Origin of the sequence: Foliimonas ilicis (genome assembly GCF_039939195.1) — a bacterium.
In the GTDB taxonomy this organism is placed as follows: Bacteria; Pseudomonadota; Alphaproteobacteria; order Rhizobiales; family Rhizobiaceae; genus Foliimonas; species Foliimonas ilicis.
Genome location: NZ_JBDUUH010000014.1, coordinates 68,301 through 82,340, shown reverse-complemented (window position 1 = coordinate 82,340; position 14,040 = coordinate 68,301). Strand labels below are relative to the sequence as shown.

Annotated in this window: 12 protein-coding genes; 6 read left to right on the top strand and 6 right to left on the bottom strand. The window is 58.6% G+C overall.

Going from position 1 to position 14,040, the window contains the following annotated elements; genetic code table 11:
• Positions 1 to 26: 26 nt before the first annotated feature.
• The 4 genes from fabF to gmk all read left to right on the top strand — a co-directional run bounded on the left by fabF (position 27) and on the right by gmk (position 4,153).
• Positions 27 to 1,289, top strand: coding sequence for a beta-ketoacyl-ACP synthase II (gene fabF / locus ABFT80_RS24230; protein ID WP_347974594.1), 1,263 nt, complete (start codon positions 27 to 29; stop codon positions 1,287 to 1,289).
• A 93-nt stretch (positions 1,290 to 1,382) separates the two neighbouring features.
• The gene (gene mltG / locus ABFT80_RS24225; protein WP_347974513.1) at positions 1,383 to 2,570 is read left to right on the top strand and encodes an endolytic transglycosylase MltG; all 1,188 of its coding nucleotides are present in this window, start codon (positions 1,383 to 1,385) and stop codon (positions 2,568 to 2,570) included.
• Between the two features lie 23 nt (positions 2,571 to 2,593).
• Entirely contained in the window at positions 2,594 to 3,484 is an 891-nt protein-coding gene (locus ABFT80_RS24220) for a YicC/YloC family endoribonuclease (protein WP_347974512.1), read from the top strand.
• Between the two features lie 3 nt (positions 3,485 to 3,487).
• A complete protein-coding gene (gmk, locus tag ABFT80_RS24215; protein ID WP_347974511.1) occupies positions 3,488 to 4,153 on the top strand; it encodes a guanylate kinase in 666 nt (221 codons plus the stop codon).
• On the opposite strand, the gene rsmA is transcribed toward gmk, so the two are convergent.
• The 6 genes from rsmA to lptF form a co-directional block, all read right to left on the bottom strand.
• Positions 4,142 to 4,972, bottom strand: a complete 831-nt coding sequence (rsmA, locus tag ABFT80_RS24210; protein WP_347974510.1) for a 16S rRNA (adenine(1518)-N(6)/adenine(1519)-N(6))-dimethyltransferase RsmA — start codon at positions 4,970 to 4,972, stop codon at positions 4,142 to 4,144. The genes gmk and rsmA overlap by 12 nt on opposite strands.
• Positions 4,969 to 6,006: a 4-hydroxythreonine-4-phosphate dehydrogenase PdxA gene (gene pdxA, locus ABFT80_RS24205; protein WP_347974509.1), complete on the bottom strand. Its 1,038-nt coding sequence runs from the start codon at positions 6,004 to 6,006 to the stop codon at positions 4,969 to 4,971. Before pdxA ends, rsmA begins: the two co-directional genes overlap by 4 nt.
• 12 nt (positions 6,007 to 6,018) lie before the next feature.
• Positions 6,019 to 6,957 (bottom strand): peptidylprolyl isomerase, encoded by a 939-nt coding sequence (locus ABFT80_RS24200; protein WP_347974508.1) that lies wholly within the window; start codon positions 6,955 to 6,957, stop codon positions 6,019 to 6,021.
• 95 nt (positions 6,958 to 7,052) lie between these two features.
• Positions 7,053 to 9,470 carry an LPS-assembly protein LptD gene (locus ABFT80_RS24195; RefSeq protein ID WP_455190001.1) on the bottom strand — a complete coding sequence of 806 codons (2,418 nt, stop codon included), beginning with the start codon at positions 9,468 to 9,470 and terminating at the stop codon, positions 7,053 to 7,055.
• Positions 9,470 to 10,558 (bottom strand): LPS export ABC transporter permease LptG, encoded by a 1,089-nt coding sequence (lptG, locus tag ABFT80_RS24190; RefSeq protein WP_347974592.1) that lies wholly within the window; start codon positions 10,556 to 10,558, stop codon positions 9,470 to 9,472. Before lptG ends, ABFT80_RS24195 begins: the two co-directional genes overlap by 1 nt.
• Positions 10,555 to 11,757 (bottom strand): LPS export ABC transporter permease LptF, encoded by a 1,203-nt coding sequence (gene lptF / locus ABFT80_RS24185; RefSeq protein WP_347974507.1) that lies wholly within the window; start codon positions 11,755 to 11,757, stop codon positions 10,555 to 10,557. Before lptF ends, lptG begins: the two co-directional genes overlap by 4 nt.
• Positions 11,758 to 12,064: 307 nt before the next feature.
• On the opposite strand from lptF, the gene ABFT80_RS24180 reads away from it, so the two are divergent.
• Together ABFT80_RS24180 and ABFT80_RS24175 are read left to right on the top strand one after the other, a co-directional pair.
• Entirely contained in the window at positions 12,065 to 13,558 is a 1,494-nt protein-coding gene (locus ABFT80_RS24180) for a leucyl aminopeptidase (protein ID WP_347974506.1), read from the top strand.
• 11 nt (positions 13,559 to 13,569) lie between these two features.
• A complete protein-coding gene (locus ABFT80_RS24175) occupies positions 13,570 to 14,019 on the top strand; it encodes a DNA polymerase III subunit chi (RefSeq protein WP_347974505.1) in 450 nt (149 codons plus the stop codon).
• Positions 14,020 to 14,040: the final 21 nt, after the last annotated feature.

The window sequence follows — 14,040 nt, the reverse complement described above, 5'->3', positions numbered from 1 at the left end:
AGTCCAGTTGCATTGAGACTGTTATGATGAGGCGGGTTGTCGTTACCGGCTTGGGTCTGCTTTCGCCTTTTGGCGTAGGAGTGGAACATGGCTGGAAAGAACTGCTAACAGGCAAGAGTGCTGCAAAGCGCGTCACGGAATTTGAAGTGGACGATCTTCCTTGCAAGATCGCCCATGTGATTCCGCGTGGCGACGGCAGCAACGCCTCATTCAACCCTGAATCCTTTCTTGAGCACAAAGAGCTTCGCAAGATCGGCGACTTCATCCTTTACGGGATTGCGGCCGCCGACGAGGCACTGAAGGATTCAGGATGGGAACCGAAAACGCCGGATGAGCAATATGCTACCGGCGTTCTCATAGGCTCCGGGATCGGCGGTATCGATGGCATCGCCGACAATGCGATGACCCTCAAGGAGCGCGGCCCGCGCCGCATCAGCCCGTTCTTCATTCCGGGCAATATCATCAATCTTATTTCCGGGCAGGTTTCCATCCGGCACGGGCTGAAAGGCCCGAACCATGCCGTGGTCACAGCCTGCTCCACCGGCGCGCACGCCATTGGCGATGCTGCACGTCTCATCATGTTCGGCGATGCCGATGTCATGGTTGCAGGCGGTGCGGAAGCGCCTGTCACGCGTCTTTCGCTGGCCGGTTTCGCGGCCTGCAAGGCGCTTTCCACCGAACGCAACGATACGCCTGAAAAGGCGTCGCGCCCCTATGACCGCGACCGCGACGGTTTCGTCATGGGCGAGGGCGCAGGTGTCGTCGTTCTGGAAGAACTCGAACACGCCAAGGCGCGCGGCGCAAAGATTTACGCCGAAGTGGTCGGTTACGGCCTGACCGGCGATGCTTATCACATCACCGCACCGGCTTCCGACGGCGAAGGCGCATTCCGCTGCATGACTGCCGCGTTGAAGCGCGCCAATCTCAAGCCGTCCGACCTCGATTACATCAACGCCCATGGCACTTCGACCATGGCGGACACGATCGAACTCGGCGCTGTCGAGCGTCTGGTCGGGGATGCTGCATCGAAAATCTCGATGTCTTCGACAAAGTCGTCCATCGGCCACCTTCTGGGTGCTGCGGGCGCTGCCGAAGCGATCTTTTCCATTCTGGCGATCCGCGACAATATCGCGCCTCCGACCATCAATCTCGACAATCCTGAACGCGAAACGGCCATCGACCTCGTGCCGAACAAAGCGCGCGAACGGCAGATCGACGTTGTCTTGTCGAACTCTTTCGGTTTTGGTGGAACGAACGCGTCGTTGGTCCTGCAACGTTATAATGGATAAATGCCCGCGCGATGCGCGTTGCACCGTGAATTTTGCCATATTCGAGGGTAGTCTCGCATCGAGATTCGCAAAATCGAACATTTCCGAGGCGTCATGAGCAACACTCCACCCGAAAACGTGGAATCTGGGCAACACGCCGAGCCATCGAAACCGATCGTTCCAAAGTCGGCCAATGAAGCCTTGCGGCCGGAGGCAGGCACGCCGCCGCCCCGTCGTTCGCGGCATTCGAAAAACCAGTTCGTCGTTTTCCTGAACTTCATGCTTTCGCTGGTGATGCTTGTCGTCATCGGCGTTGGCCTGCTCGTTTATTTCGGCAAGCGTGAGTTCGACGGGCCGGGTCCGACCACAGCCGCCACGACATTTCTGGTCAAGCCGAATTCCAGCGTGGCCGAGATTGCCGGGCAGTTGGAGCGTCGCGGTCTGATCAGCGATGCACGCGTGTTCCGCATCGGTCTGCGCGCGCATGACGCTGATGGAAAGCTGAAGGCCGGTGAGTACGAAATCAAGGCCGGCGCCTCCATGCGCGAGATCATGGACATCATGGAGACCGGCAAATCCGTTCTCTATTCGCTGACCATTCCCGAAGGGCTGACGGTCGAGCAAGCGTTCCAGAGAATTGCAGAGCATGAGGCGCTGACCGGCGACATGCCTACTGAAATTCCCGCCGAAGGAATGTTGGCCGCCGATACGCAGCGCTTCACGCGCGGCGCGACGCGTCAGCAGATCATCGACAAGATGCTCACCGATCAGAAACGCCTCGTTGAAGGCATATGGGAGCGTCGCGTAAGCGATCTGCCGCTGAAAGACATCAACGAGTTCGTCACGCTGGCTTCCATCGTCGAGAAGGAAACCGGACGCGGCGACGAGCGGTCGCGGGTGGCTTCGGTGTTTCTGAATCGTCTCGAAAAGGGCATGCGCCTGCAGTCCGATCCAACGATCATCTATGGTATTTTTGGCGGCAAGGGCAAACCTTCCGACCGGCCTATCTACCGCTCGGACATCGATACGCCGACGCCATACAACACCTACACGATCAACGGCCTGCCGCCGACGCCGATCGCCAATCCCGGTCGCGCCTCGCTGGAGGCCGTCGCCAACCCCTCGAAAACGGAAGACCTATATTTCGTAGCCGATGGGACAGGTGGCCACGTCTTCGCGAAAACGTTGAACGAGCACAATGAGAATGTCGCGCGCTGGCGTGCGTTTGAGCGGAAACGTGCCGAGGAAGCCGCCAAGGCGGCCACCGAAAGCGGGGCGGATTCGGAAATTATAGCCCAGTAAATAAGCGAACAGGCGCGGGAACCATGAATTTGCAGAGCATGACAGGGTTCGCGCGCGCTTCCTCCGAAAGCGAGGGAACGAGCGTCGCCTGGGAAGTGAAGTCGGTAAACGGCAAGAGCGTGGAAGTACGCCTTCGTTTTCCTCCCGGCTTTGAGCGGCTTGAACAAAACGTCCGCCAGACAATCCAGAAGCGGTTTTCGCGCGGTAATTTTCAGGCCACGTTGACGGTAAACAGAACCGGCGGTTCGCAAACGCAGCCGGTCATCAACGAAGTGTTTCTCAAAGATATTGCCGGCCTTGCCAAGCGACTTGAAGAGCAATTCGGTGTGGCCCCGGCCAGCGCCGATGGCTTGCTCGCGCTGCGCGGCGTTCTGGAAGTGCCCGAAACAGCCGAAACCGAAGAAAGCAGGGCGCAGCTCGATGCTGTGGTAATCGCAACGCTCGATCAGGCGCTGTCAGCTTTGGAAAAAGCACGCGGCGATGAAGGCGAAGCACTGAAATCGCTGCTTTCCGGCCATATCGACACGGTTGAAGCGCTGACGCTTCGGGCGGAAGCGGATCCTTCGCGCGAGCCGGGTGTCATCCGCGCGCGCATCTCCGAGCAGGTCGCGCTGCTTATGGATGCCAGCACCAATCTCGACGAAGCACGGCTTCATATGGAAGCGGCGTTTCTCGCCACCAAAGCCGATATCCGCGAGGAGCTCGACCGTCTCAAGACGCATGTCGCGTCCGCCCGCAGCCTGCTCGGCGGGCAAGGCCCGGTCGGCCGGAAGCTCGACTTTCTGGCGCAGGAATTCAATCGCGAATCTAACACTTTGTGCTCGAAATCGAACGCCGCTTCGGTTACGGCCATTGGGCTGGAACTGAAAGTCGTGGTCGATCAGTTTCGCGAACAGGTTCAGAATTTGGAGTAGAGCATGAGCTCACAGACCGTTATTCGTCGTCGCGGCCTCATGCTGGTGCTGTCGTCGCCTTCCGGCGCCGGAAAATCGACCATCGCACGCAATCTTCTGGACAGCGACCACGATCTGAGGTTGTCGGTCAGCGTCACGACGCGCCCACGCCGCGGCAGCGAAATCGATGGCGTGCACTATAAGTTCAAATCGGTGCGGGAATTCGAAGGCCTGCGCGATTCAGATGCCTTGCTCGAATGGGCCGAGGTGCATGGCAATTACTATGCAACCCCACGCGAGCCGGTTGAGGCTGCGATGGCCGAAGGCCGCGATATGCTGTTCGACATCGACTGGCAGGGCGCTCTGCAGCTCAAGGAAAAGATGCGGGTCGATATCGTCTCGATCTTCATCCTGCCGCCCTCGATGGCCGAATTGCGTTCAAGACTGATGCGTCGCGCGGAGGATGCCGAAGCTGCCATCGAAAAGCGCCTGCAGAATGCGCGCGAAGAAATCGAACATTGGAAAGAATACGACTTCGTCGTCGTCAATCACGATCTGAACCAGGCCTATAATGAGGTCAAAGCCATCGTTGAGGCGGAACGTCTCCGCCGCGATCGCAGGCCGGGCCTGTTCGATTTCGTTTCAGGACTGCTCGACGAGAATATCGGAAAACCCGGCTCAGCGATTTAACGCGTTCGCAAGGGCGGCGAACTCGGCAATGTCGAGTGTTTCCGCCCGTCTCGTTCCATCGATGCCGGTTGCTTCCAGCAATCGCTCCGCACCGAGGCTCTTCAGGCTCTGACGCAGCATCTTGCGGCGCTGCCCGAACGCAGCTTCCGTCACACGCCCGATAATGCGTACATCTGCCTCGATAGGCTTCTCACGCGGCACGAGATGTACGACCGATGATGTCACCTTCGGCGGCGGTGTGAAGGCCTGCGGCGGTACGTCGAAGGCGATGCGCGCATCGGTGCGCCAGCCTGCCAGAACGCCCAGCCGCCCGTAAGCATCGCTGCCGGGTTTCGCGACGATGCGCTGGGCCACCTCGCGCTGGAACATCAACGTCATGGATTGGTAGAAGGGCGGCCATTCCGCCACCGTCAGCCAGCGAACCAGCAATTCCGTGCCGATATTGTAGGGAAGATTGGCAACGATCCGCACCGGCTTTCCATCCGCGAGTGCCGCGAAATCGGCCTTCAAAGCATCGCCTGACACGACATCCAGCCTCCCCGGATAATGCGCAGCGATTTCGGCGAGCGCGGAAAGGCAGCGCTCATCCCGTTCTATGGCGATCACTTTCGCCGCACCATTGGCAAGCAGCGCACGTGTAAGCCCGCCGGGGCCGGGGCCAACTTCGATGACGGTCGCACCTTCCAGATTGCCGGAGGCGCGCGCGATCTTGCTCGTCAGATTGAGGTCGAGCAGAAAATTCTGGCCGAGCGATTTTTTCGCCTGGAGTTCGTGATCGCGGATCACGTCGCGAAGCGGCGGCAGCCCATCTATGCTCATGCGGATTGTGTCGTACGGTCGGCGAGTTGCCGGGCAAGCTTCAGCGCTGCGATCAGGCTGTCCGGCCGCGCCACGCCTTTGCCTGCAATATCGAATGCGGTGCCGTGGTCGGGCGAGGTGCGAATGAAGGGCAGGCCGAGCGTGACGTTCACCGTCTCGTCGAAAGCCAGAGCCTTGGCGGGGATCAGCGCCTGATCGTGATACATGCAGATCGCCACATCGTAACTTGCGCGCGCGCGCGGATGGAACATCGTGTCGGCGGGCAGGGGGCCGAACGCCTCGATACCTTCGGCGCGCAATGCCTCGACGGCTGGGCGCACGATGACATCGTCCTCGGTGCCCATCGATCCGCCTTCGCCAGCATGCGGGTTGAGACCGGCAATCGCGAGCCTTGGGTTCTCGATGCCGAAACGGTTCTTGAGATCATTTGCGACCACACGCGCAACCGTTACGATCAAATGGCCGGTAAGCAGCTCGGAAACCGTCTTGAGCGGCACATGGATCGTCACCGGGACCGCGCGCAGTTCAGGGCCTGCAAGCATCATGACCGGTGTACTGGCGGCGCCGGTGGTACCGGCAGCGCGCCCTGCCAGATGCGCCAGATATTCGGTATGTCCGGGGAAGAGAAAACCAGCATCGTAGAGCGGCTTTTTCGCAATGGGGCAGGTGACGATTGCCGCCGCATCGCCTGAAAACACATCGGCCACCCCGCGATCGATCGATTCCAGAATACCGGCGGCATTGGAAGAATCGGGAGTTCCGGCACTATCGCGGAATGAAGCTTTTAGCGGCACGATGGGCAAGGCCGTTGCGAATGCCTCGGCAGCGCCCCCCGGATCGGTGACAGCCAGCGGCGTTTCCAATCCGACCGCTTGAGCACGCGCCGCAATCAGCACTGGGTCGCCGAGCAGGTAGAATGGTGCAATGTCGGCGGACATTCTCTGATGCCACGCCGAAAGGGCGATCTCCGGGCCAATGCCGGAAGGATCGCCGGAGGTCAGTGCAAGCGGACGCGAGACACGCGTATTCGGCATTAACAGAAAAGCCTAACGCTGAACGATACGAGCTTTTTCTTTAAGCTCGGTGATGTAGCGCTTGCTCAACTCGTCGGCCTGCTTGTCGTTCGTGCCTTCGTTCTGGAAGACGCTGCGTGCGACGCGGTCGTCGGAAACTTCGCGCGCGCTGCAGATGCCTATGAACTCGACGCCGCGCTCGGTTTCGCGAACAGCGGTGGCGCCGCCGGATTTCGTGCTCTTGATCTGATCGGCCCAATCCGGCGGAAGTTCCGGTGCCAGAACGCGTCCAAGGTCGCGAACGGTCACATCAAGCAGTCCCTTTGCGAAATCACGCGTCCTGTCGCAGCCGGCAAAGCGTCCGCGCATGGCTTCCGCCTCGCGCTTGCGCTTGCCGAGCGTCGCACCGCGTTCACCTTGGGGCACCACGAAAATAACCTGCTGGAGCATGTATTCGGTGGCACTCGGCTTGTTGCCGCCGTCCTTCAACATGCGCTGGACGACATCCTGCTCGCTCATCGAGCCGCCCTGCGCGCGCTGACGCGCCTGAAGGGCCTGGTTCCAGCCCATCTGGGTGCGGATGAATTCCTTGAAATGCTCTGCGGTCACGCCTGCCTGGTTGAGCGCGCCGGTCATTTGCTGCACCGACATCTTGTTGCTGCTGGCAAAGCGGTTGAACGCGTCGCCGACCTGCTTGTCCGACACACGAATGTTGAGGCGTTTGATCTCGGCGGTGCGAAGTGCCTGCTCGACCATTTCGTCGGAAGCTGCACTGTTGCCGCCACCGCGTCTTTGCAGCTTCAGGAAGGCCGCGCGCCGCTGAATGTCATAGCTGGTGACCGGTACGCCATTGACGACATATTTGATCTCGCTTGCCGCCGCAGGGGTGATCGAAACAGCCGATGGCACGACCGTAAAGGAAACCAGCAGCGCAAAACTTGTCGAGAACAGGTATTTTTTCATCGAAAACATACAATTCTTCCCCGTTTCCGGTTGTTTTCAGGGATGGAACACAATTTTGCATGCATTCGCTATGCGGCGAAACGATGTCGCGACACCATCCATCATCACTGAGTCGTGAAAGCACTCGATGATGAGCCGAAGTCCCCAAGTGTACGGAACGAGATATTGAACCCGAAACTGCGCTCCGTGTCATCGTTAGGCGCAATTGGATTACGCTTTTCCGACATGGTCATCGTATAGGAGAAGCATTCATCGTCATAGGCAAAACCATAGGCGTTGCGCGTGACTGTGGAGGATTCGAAATCATACGTTCCGCTGCCGAACACGCGCCAGTTTTCCTGAATGCGTGCAGAGGCACCCAGCGTCACCTCGCGGCGATCGTCCGGAAAGCCGTAATCTTCCTGCTTTTGGATAAAGGCATAACGAGCCGTCACGGTAAGTGGCCTGCTGGTGTAAGCAGCGCGGAGCTCTGCCCGGCGGATTTCAAATGTCTCTTCGTCCAGCCGCGCGCTGGCGGAACCGGAAAGCCCGAACGGGCTGACGAAACCTGCCATGCCGACATAATCGGATTTGTCTGTCTCGAGGCCGGAATTCAAGCCGACATTGACCAGATCGGGTGCGAGGAACGTGTTGTCGCCGGCAACGCGATAGGATTGTCCTGCAAGTGCGCTCGTCGACCAGCCATTGTCGTATGAGCCGGAGTAGCGCACACCGATATTTGCACGCGTGCCGCCTTCGATCCGATCATAACCGGAAAACTTGTCGCGCTCGAACAGGGTCGATGCGTCAAACACAAAGCTCTGCGCGTCTTCATTCGGGAAGCCGAGCTCGGAGGTGTAGCTGGTATCCGGTCTGGCGAAGATCTGCCCCATTGGCTCCAGAACATGAGATGAACTGGTTGCCGAGAAGAGCACCGGCCAGCGAAGTTCCATGCCGGCCGTCGCCATGAAGCGATTATAGGCCGAGCGAACGTCGGACGAGACGCCGCCGCGGTTCGTCGCCATATCATTGATCGCCGCAATGGATTCCGAATTGGGGTTGGAGTATGTCGTGTCCGCCTGGAAAGCCAGGAGAGGGGTGAACACAAGTCCGCCATCGGTAATGAAGGAGCGTTTCCATTCCGCTTCGCCGGTAAGACGTGAGGAGCTTCCGTCGATACCGATCACGCGCTGCGTAGTTGTTTCACCATCGATAACACGCGTTACGCGATCCAACTGCGATCGATATAGCGAGCGTGCATTGATATCGATGTTCAATTCGCCGCCTGCGATCGATTCATCCGGCGTGTAGGAGTAGTCGAATGACGGCAGAACCCAGGGTTGCTTCTTGTCTCGCGCCGATGCGGACGTGTCCAGAATCTCCTCCTGTACGTCGAATTTCATCGTGCGCAGATCGAAATAGTTCCTGTCGTTCAGGCCGGTAAGATAGACTTCCGAGCGATAGATGTACTGACTGTACTCTCCGATCTCGTATTTGCGCGAAAAATTCTTGTCGGTCTGCGCCATCACATCCCAGCCGAATGCCCAGCGCTTGTTCAGATTGAACTCGCCCTTCGAGCCGATCATGCCGCGGAAGCGGTTCGGATCGTCAGTCGTGCCGCGATCGACCGTGTTCGCGTCGAAAGCCATCGGATCGTTCTGGCGAATGCCAGCCATCGTCAATGTGTAAGAGCCATTGTTGAAACGCTGGTTCCACTCAGCCTGACCGAGGAAGCCCTGCTTCGTATAGCCGGATCCCGTAACGGTAAGATCATAGGTTGGCGACAGCGCGAAATAGTAAGGCACTGAGAGACCAAAACCCAGTTCGCTGTTCTGACCGAAGCTTGGAATCAGGAAGCCGCTCTTGCGCTTGACTGTCGGGTCGGCGATCTCGAATGCCGGAAGATAGGCGATGGGGAAGCCGAAAAATTCGAAGCGCGACTTCTCGAAGCGCACAGTCTTGGCCTGGCCATTCCAGATGATCTTCTGGGCCTTGATGCGCCAGATCGGCGCCTTGTCGGGCTTTTCTTCGCAAGGTTCGCAAGCCGTGTAGACGCCATTGTTGAACGTCGTGAGCTGGCCGTCCTTGCGCTCGGCGCTCTCTGCCGCGAAATAGGTCTTGTCGACGGTTTCGATGCGCAATGCATTGACGAAGCCGTTCGCGAAATCGTCCGTAATGTCGATTTCTTCGGAATAGATTTTGGTGCCGTCGCTGTCGATGATCTCGACATTGCCGGTGGCGATGAGGCGCGAGGTGTTGCGGTCGTATTTTACACGCTGCGCAACGATGCGATTGCCGCCGTAATCGATCTGCACGCCGCCGACGGCGCTGACCGTATTGTTATCGTTATCGTAGACGAGCGTGTCCGCCTCGAGAAGCATTTGCGAACCGGCTGGAACACTTGGCGCCGGAATCTGTCCATCGATCTGTGCGAAGGAAGACGTGGGCGCCACGACGCAAGCCATTACGCAAGCGAGTGCAGTCGCGCCGTAAAGGCGCGTCAAGAAAGCCGATTTGCGGATAGACGACACCGCACCCCTCACTAACCGTCCTCCTTGTAGAGCAGGAAAGTAACCCCGAAAAACATCGCTATCACAACCGGAGACCACGCCGCAATGAATGGTGGCATGAAGCCTGCGTTACCAAATGCTTTGACCAATACCGAAACGACATAAAGCAGAAACCCGGCCATGACGCCACCCAGAATCATCGTTGCCGACTGTCCCATTCGTGCAAATCGCATCGAAACTGTTGCAGCAATGAGAGTCATTGCGACCAGCAGCAGCGGCAATGCCAGAAGCGAGTGGAACTGCATGGCGAAGGCGTTGGCGCGAAGGCCGAAGGAGCGCGCCACTTCGATCTTGCCCGGAAGCTCCAGAAACGGGATGGTTTCGGGCCTTGCGAGGCGCTCCTGAACGAATTCAGGTTTGAGGTTAGTCGGCACACGCGCTTGGTCCAGCCGCTCTACATCCGTGCTGCCGCGCAGCACCCTGACGCTGTTAAGCTCCCAATAACCATCCCGCAGGAAAGCACGCTGCGCGTCTTTGCGCTCGACGATCTCGCCGTCCTTGTCCAGATCGATGAACACGGCATCTGCCAGTTCAAGGCCCTGATTGAGAATCGCGCGCGCGCCGATGATCGTATCGGTGCCATTCGTCTTCTGGCGAATCCATGGTGCCGAGAAAGCCGAGACTTCGTTCGAATTTCCAGAGCGCAGCGTCGTTTCAAGCGTTTCCGAGCGCGAATAGCCATGCGCGGCGAGGGGATTGAGCAGGCCGACGGTCAATATGCCGAAAAGCAGCGCGCCGATGCATGATGGCAGCAGAAACTGCCATGCCGAAATGCCTGCCGAGCGTGCAATGACCAGTTCGTATTTCCGGTTGAGCGAAATCAGCGTTGCCATTGCGGCAAAGAGAGCAACGAATGGAACCGTCTGCTGCATGACCATGGGCACGCGTAGCGCCGAAATCGCCAGCGCTATCCCGACTGTAAATCCGGGGAGGCCGGATGTGCGGCTTGAAAATTCGGTGAAGTCGATAAGAAAGACCAGCGCGAAAATGCCGATGAAGAACCAGGTGGTTATCGTCAGATAACGGAAGAAGAAATAGCGTCCGAGCGTCCAACCCATCAGAGCTGCCCCTGTGAGCTTGCCGCACGCCCGGTAATGCGCATCCAGACGTTTGAAAGGCGCTTTCGAGCATTGCCGAACAGGGCATAGATGCGTTCAGCAACGGAAATCGGCAGCTCCATGGTCCGGTTCGTCGCGATGAACCATATGCAAACGAGAGATGAGCCAATCGGAACGGCGTAGACGAGCGGCGTCATATAGGCGGCGGTCTGCAATTGGTTGGCTGTGAAAAAGCCCAGCCAACGCACGAAAAGCGCAATGACGACGGCTGTGATCAGCGGATTGATGCGTCCTTCGCGATGCGATCGCGCATCGCCTGCGACAGCAAGCCCGATGAGTGCGAACACGAACGGGAAAGTCCATTCGGTCATGCGGCGATGAAACTCGGCGCGGAAGGATGCCGGCTTGTGTTTATAAACAGGATCGTTCGGGTCCGGGTTGAGCAGATAGGGGATCGTCCGGTCCTTCGGATACATCGTGATCGAACCGGTCGCCGAGGCGAATACCGAAAGATCGAAAGCATAGGACGTGAAGCGAATGACGGAGACGTCGCCAGCCGGTGTTTTGCGGTGAATGACGCCGTCATTCATGATCAGCATGTTCTTGTCGTCGATATCGACCACCGCGCCGGTCTTTGCATAATAAAGCAGGTCGATGCCTTCTTCGCGCGAATCGGCAACGAAAATGCCGCCGAGTCGTCCATCAGGCAGGCGTTCCCCGATCTGCACGAAAAGCCCGTCATCCACCTTGCGGAACGTGCCTTCCTGAATGACCAGCGAAAGAAGGTCGGCGCGTGCGGTTGCGACCAGCTCGCGGCCGCGCTGCCGCGCATAAGGATCGACGCCATTGTCGACCGCGAATGAAAACGCGCTGGCCAAAAGTCCCACGATTATGATCGGGCTGACGATGGTCATTCGCGACGCGCCGGATGCGCTGATTACCGCGAGTTCGGAATCCGTATTCATGATGCTCAGCGTCTGCGCCACGGCGATGATGAGCGCGAACGGCACCACGATCGGGATGATCGACGGCAAAATCAACGTTGCGATTTCGAAGAATGTCAGTGCGGATTGACCGCTGTCCGTCACCAGATCGATGCGGGCAAGCACCTGCGTCGTCCAGACGATTGCGAGCGTCCAGAACAGAGCAGCCGCGAAAACCTGAAGCACGCGGCGCATGATGTAGCGTTCAACGACGTTCATTAAGCGCGATATTTCCGTCCTGTTTGGCGGCAGATAAGTTTTGGCGAATCCGCCCGCAAGGATCAGGGCCGCCGGTAAATCGATTCCGTCTCGTCTCAGCCACCGCTCGCTTTAACTTGTCGTCCGTAATGGCTAAAAAACGGCGAAGATAGAGGGTTAACCAAAAGTTTACGTCAACTTATCGTAACCGAATCGATTGATCCAGACGTCCGCTATTTGGCCGAAAGTCTCCGTATTGTCTTGCCAAATGGCGCAAAACCCCCAAATGTCGCGCCAATTGTGCAACCAGCCAGAACAGCAGGATTTTATGACGTCACTTCCAACGATAGGCTTCGCCAAATTCTCCGCTCCCAAAAAAGGCAGCGTCATTCTGCTGGCAGCCGAAGGTGGAAAGCTCGGAGCGGCAGCCAGCGCCTACGATCCCTCCAATACGACTGAGCGCGCTTTCGCCGCCGTCGATTTTGCCGGCAAGCAGGGCAGTGCGGTTGAACTTCTGGCGCCCGAAGGCACCCCACTCGACCGTCTGGTCGTCCTCGGTTCGGGCAAGAGCGAAAGCATTGACGAGCATGGCTGGTTCAAGCTCGGCGGCTCTGCTGCCGCCCATTTCCGCAAGGCGGTCGACGTAACCGTCGTGGTCGATCTGCCGGAACAGGAACTGGACGGCGAAGCCGCAGCGCGCATTGCCGCCGGCATTCTGCTGCGCTCCTACACATTCGACAAATACAAGACGAAGAAGGACGATTCCGCCGAGAAGAAGCCGGAAAAGCCTGCGAAAATTTCTATTCAATGCGCCAATCCGGCCGCAGCGAAAAAGGCATTCGCGGAACTGGAAGGCGTGGTGTCGGGCGTCAATCTGGCGCGCGATCTGGTCAACGAGCCTGCCAATATCCTGGGACCGGTCGAATTCGCCGCTCACGCGAAAGAACTGGAAAAGCTCGGCGTGAAGGTCGAAATCCTGGCCGAGAAGGACATGAAAAAGCTCGGCATGGGCTCGTTGCTCGGTGTCGCTCAAGGGTCCGTGCGCCCGCCGCTGCTCGTTGTCATGCAATGGAACGGCGGCAAGGCGAAGGAAAAGCCGGTCGCCTTCGTCGGCAAGGGCGTCGTTTTCGATTCCGGCGGTATCTCGATCAAGCCTGCCGCCAGCATGGAAGACATGAAGGGCGACATGGGTGGTGCGGCTGCCGTTACCGGCCTCATGCATGCACTTGCATCGCGCAAGGCCAAGGCCAATGTGGTCGGCATCATCGGGCTGGTCGAAAACATGGTCGATGGCAATGCGCAGCGTCCCGGCGACATCGTCACTTCCATGTCGGGCCAGACCATCGAAGTCCTGAACACGGATGCCGAAGGTCGCCTCGTTCTGGCCGACGCGCTCTGGTACTGCAATGAGCGTTTCGAGCCGAAATTCATGGTCAATCTGGCGACGCTTACCGGTGCGATCATCGTCGCTCTGGGCCAGCATCACGCAGGCCTCTTCTCGAACGACGACGAACTGGCAGAACGGCTTACGAATGCCGGTCTGGCAACGCAGGAGCGCCTCTGGCGTATGCCGCTCGGCGCCGATTACGACAAGCTGATCGATTCGCGTAACGCAGACATCAAGAACATTGGCGGACGCTATGGCGGCGCAATCACCGCCGCACAGTTCCTGAAGCGCTTCGTCAAGGACACCCCTTGGGCGCATCTGGACATCGCCGGCACCGCAATGGGCTCGCCGTCGAACGAGATCAACCAGTCCTGGGCGTCCGGCTATGGCGTTCGTTTGCTCGACCGGCTGGTGCGCGACAATTACGAGACGTAAGACACGGGTCTATGGCTGAAGTCCTGTTCTACCACCTGACCGAATCGACGCTTGAGGATGCGCTTCCGGGCTTGCTCGAGCGCACGCTCAAGCGTGGCTGGAACGCTGTCGTGCAGACCGGCTCGGAAGAGCGGCGCGATGCGCTCGATACGCATCTGTGGTCGTTCCGCGACGATTCGTTTCTGGCACACGGCACGGATCGCGAAGCGCATGTCGAAGAGTTTCCGGTGGTGCTTACGACAAGCGATGAAAATCGCAACGCCTCGCAGATACGCTTTATCGTCGATGGGGCCGAACCGCCCGCAATCGATCAATATGAACGGGCGGTCTTCCTTTTCGACGGTCATGACGCTACGCAGCTCGAAGCCGCGCGGGGTCATTGGAAAACGATGAAGTCCGGCGGGCACGACGTGACCTACTGGCAGCAGACATCGGACCGCCGCTGGGAGCGCAAGGCATAATGCCAACTCTGGCCGGGCTTT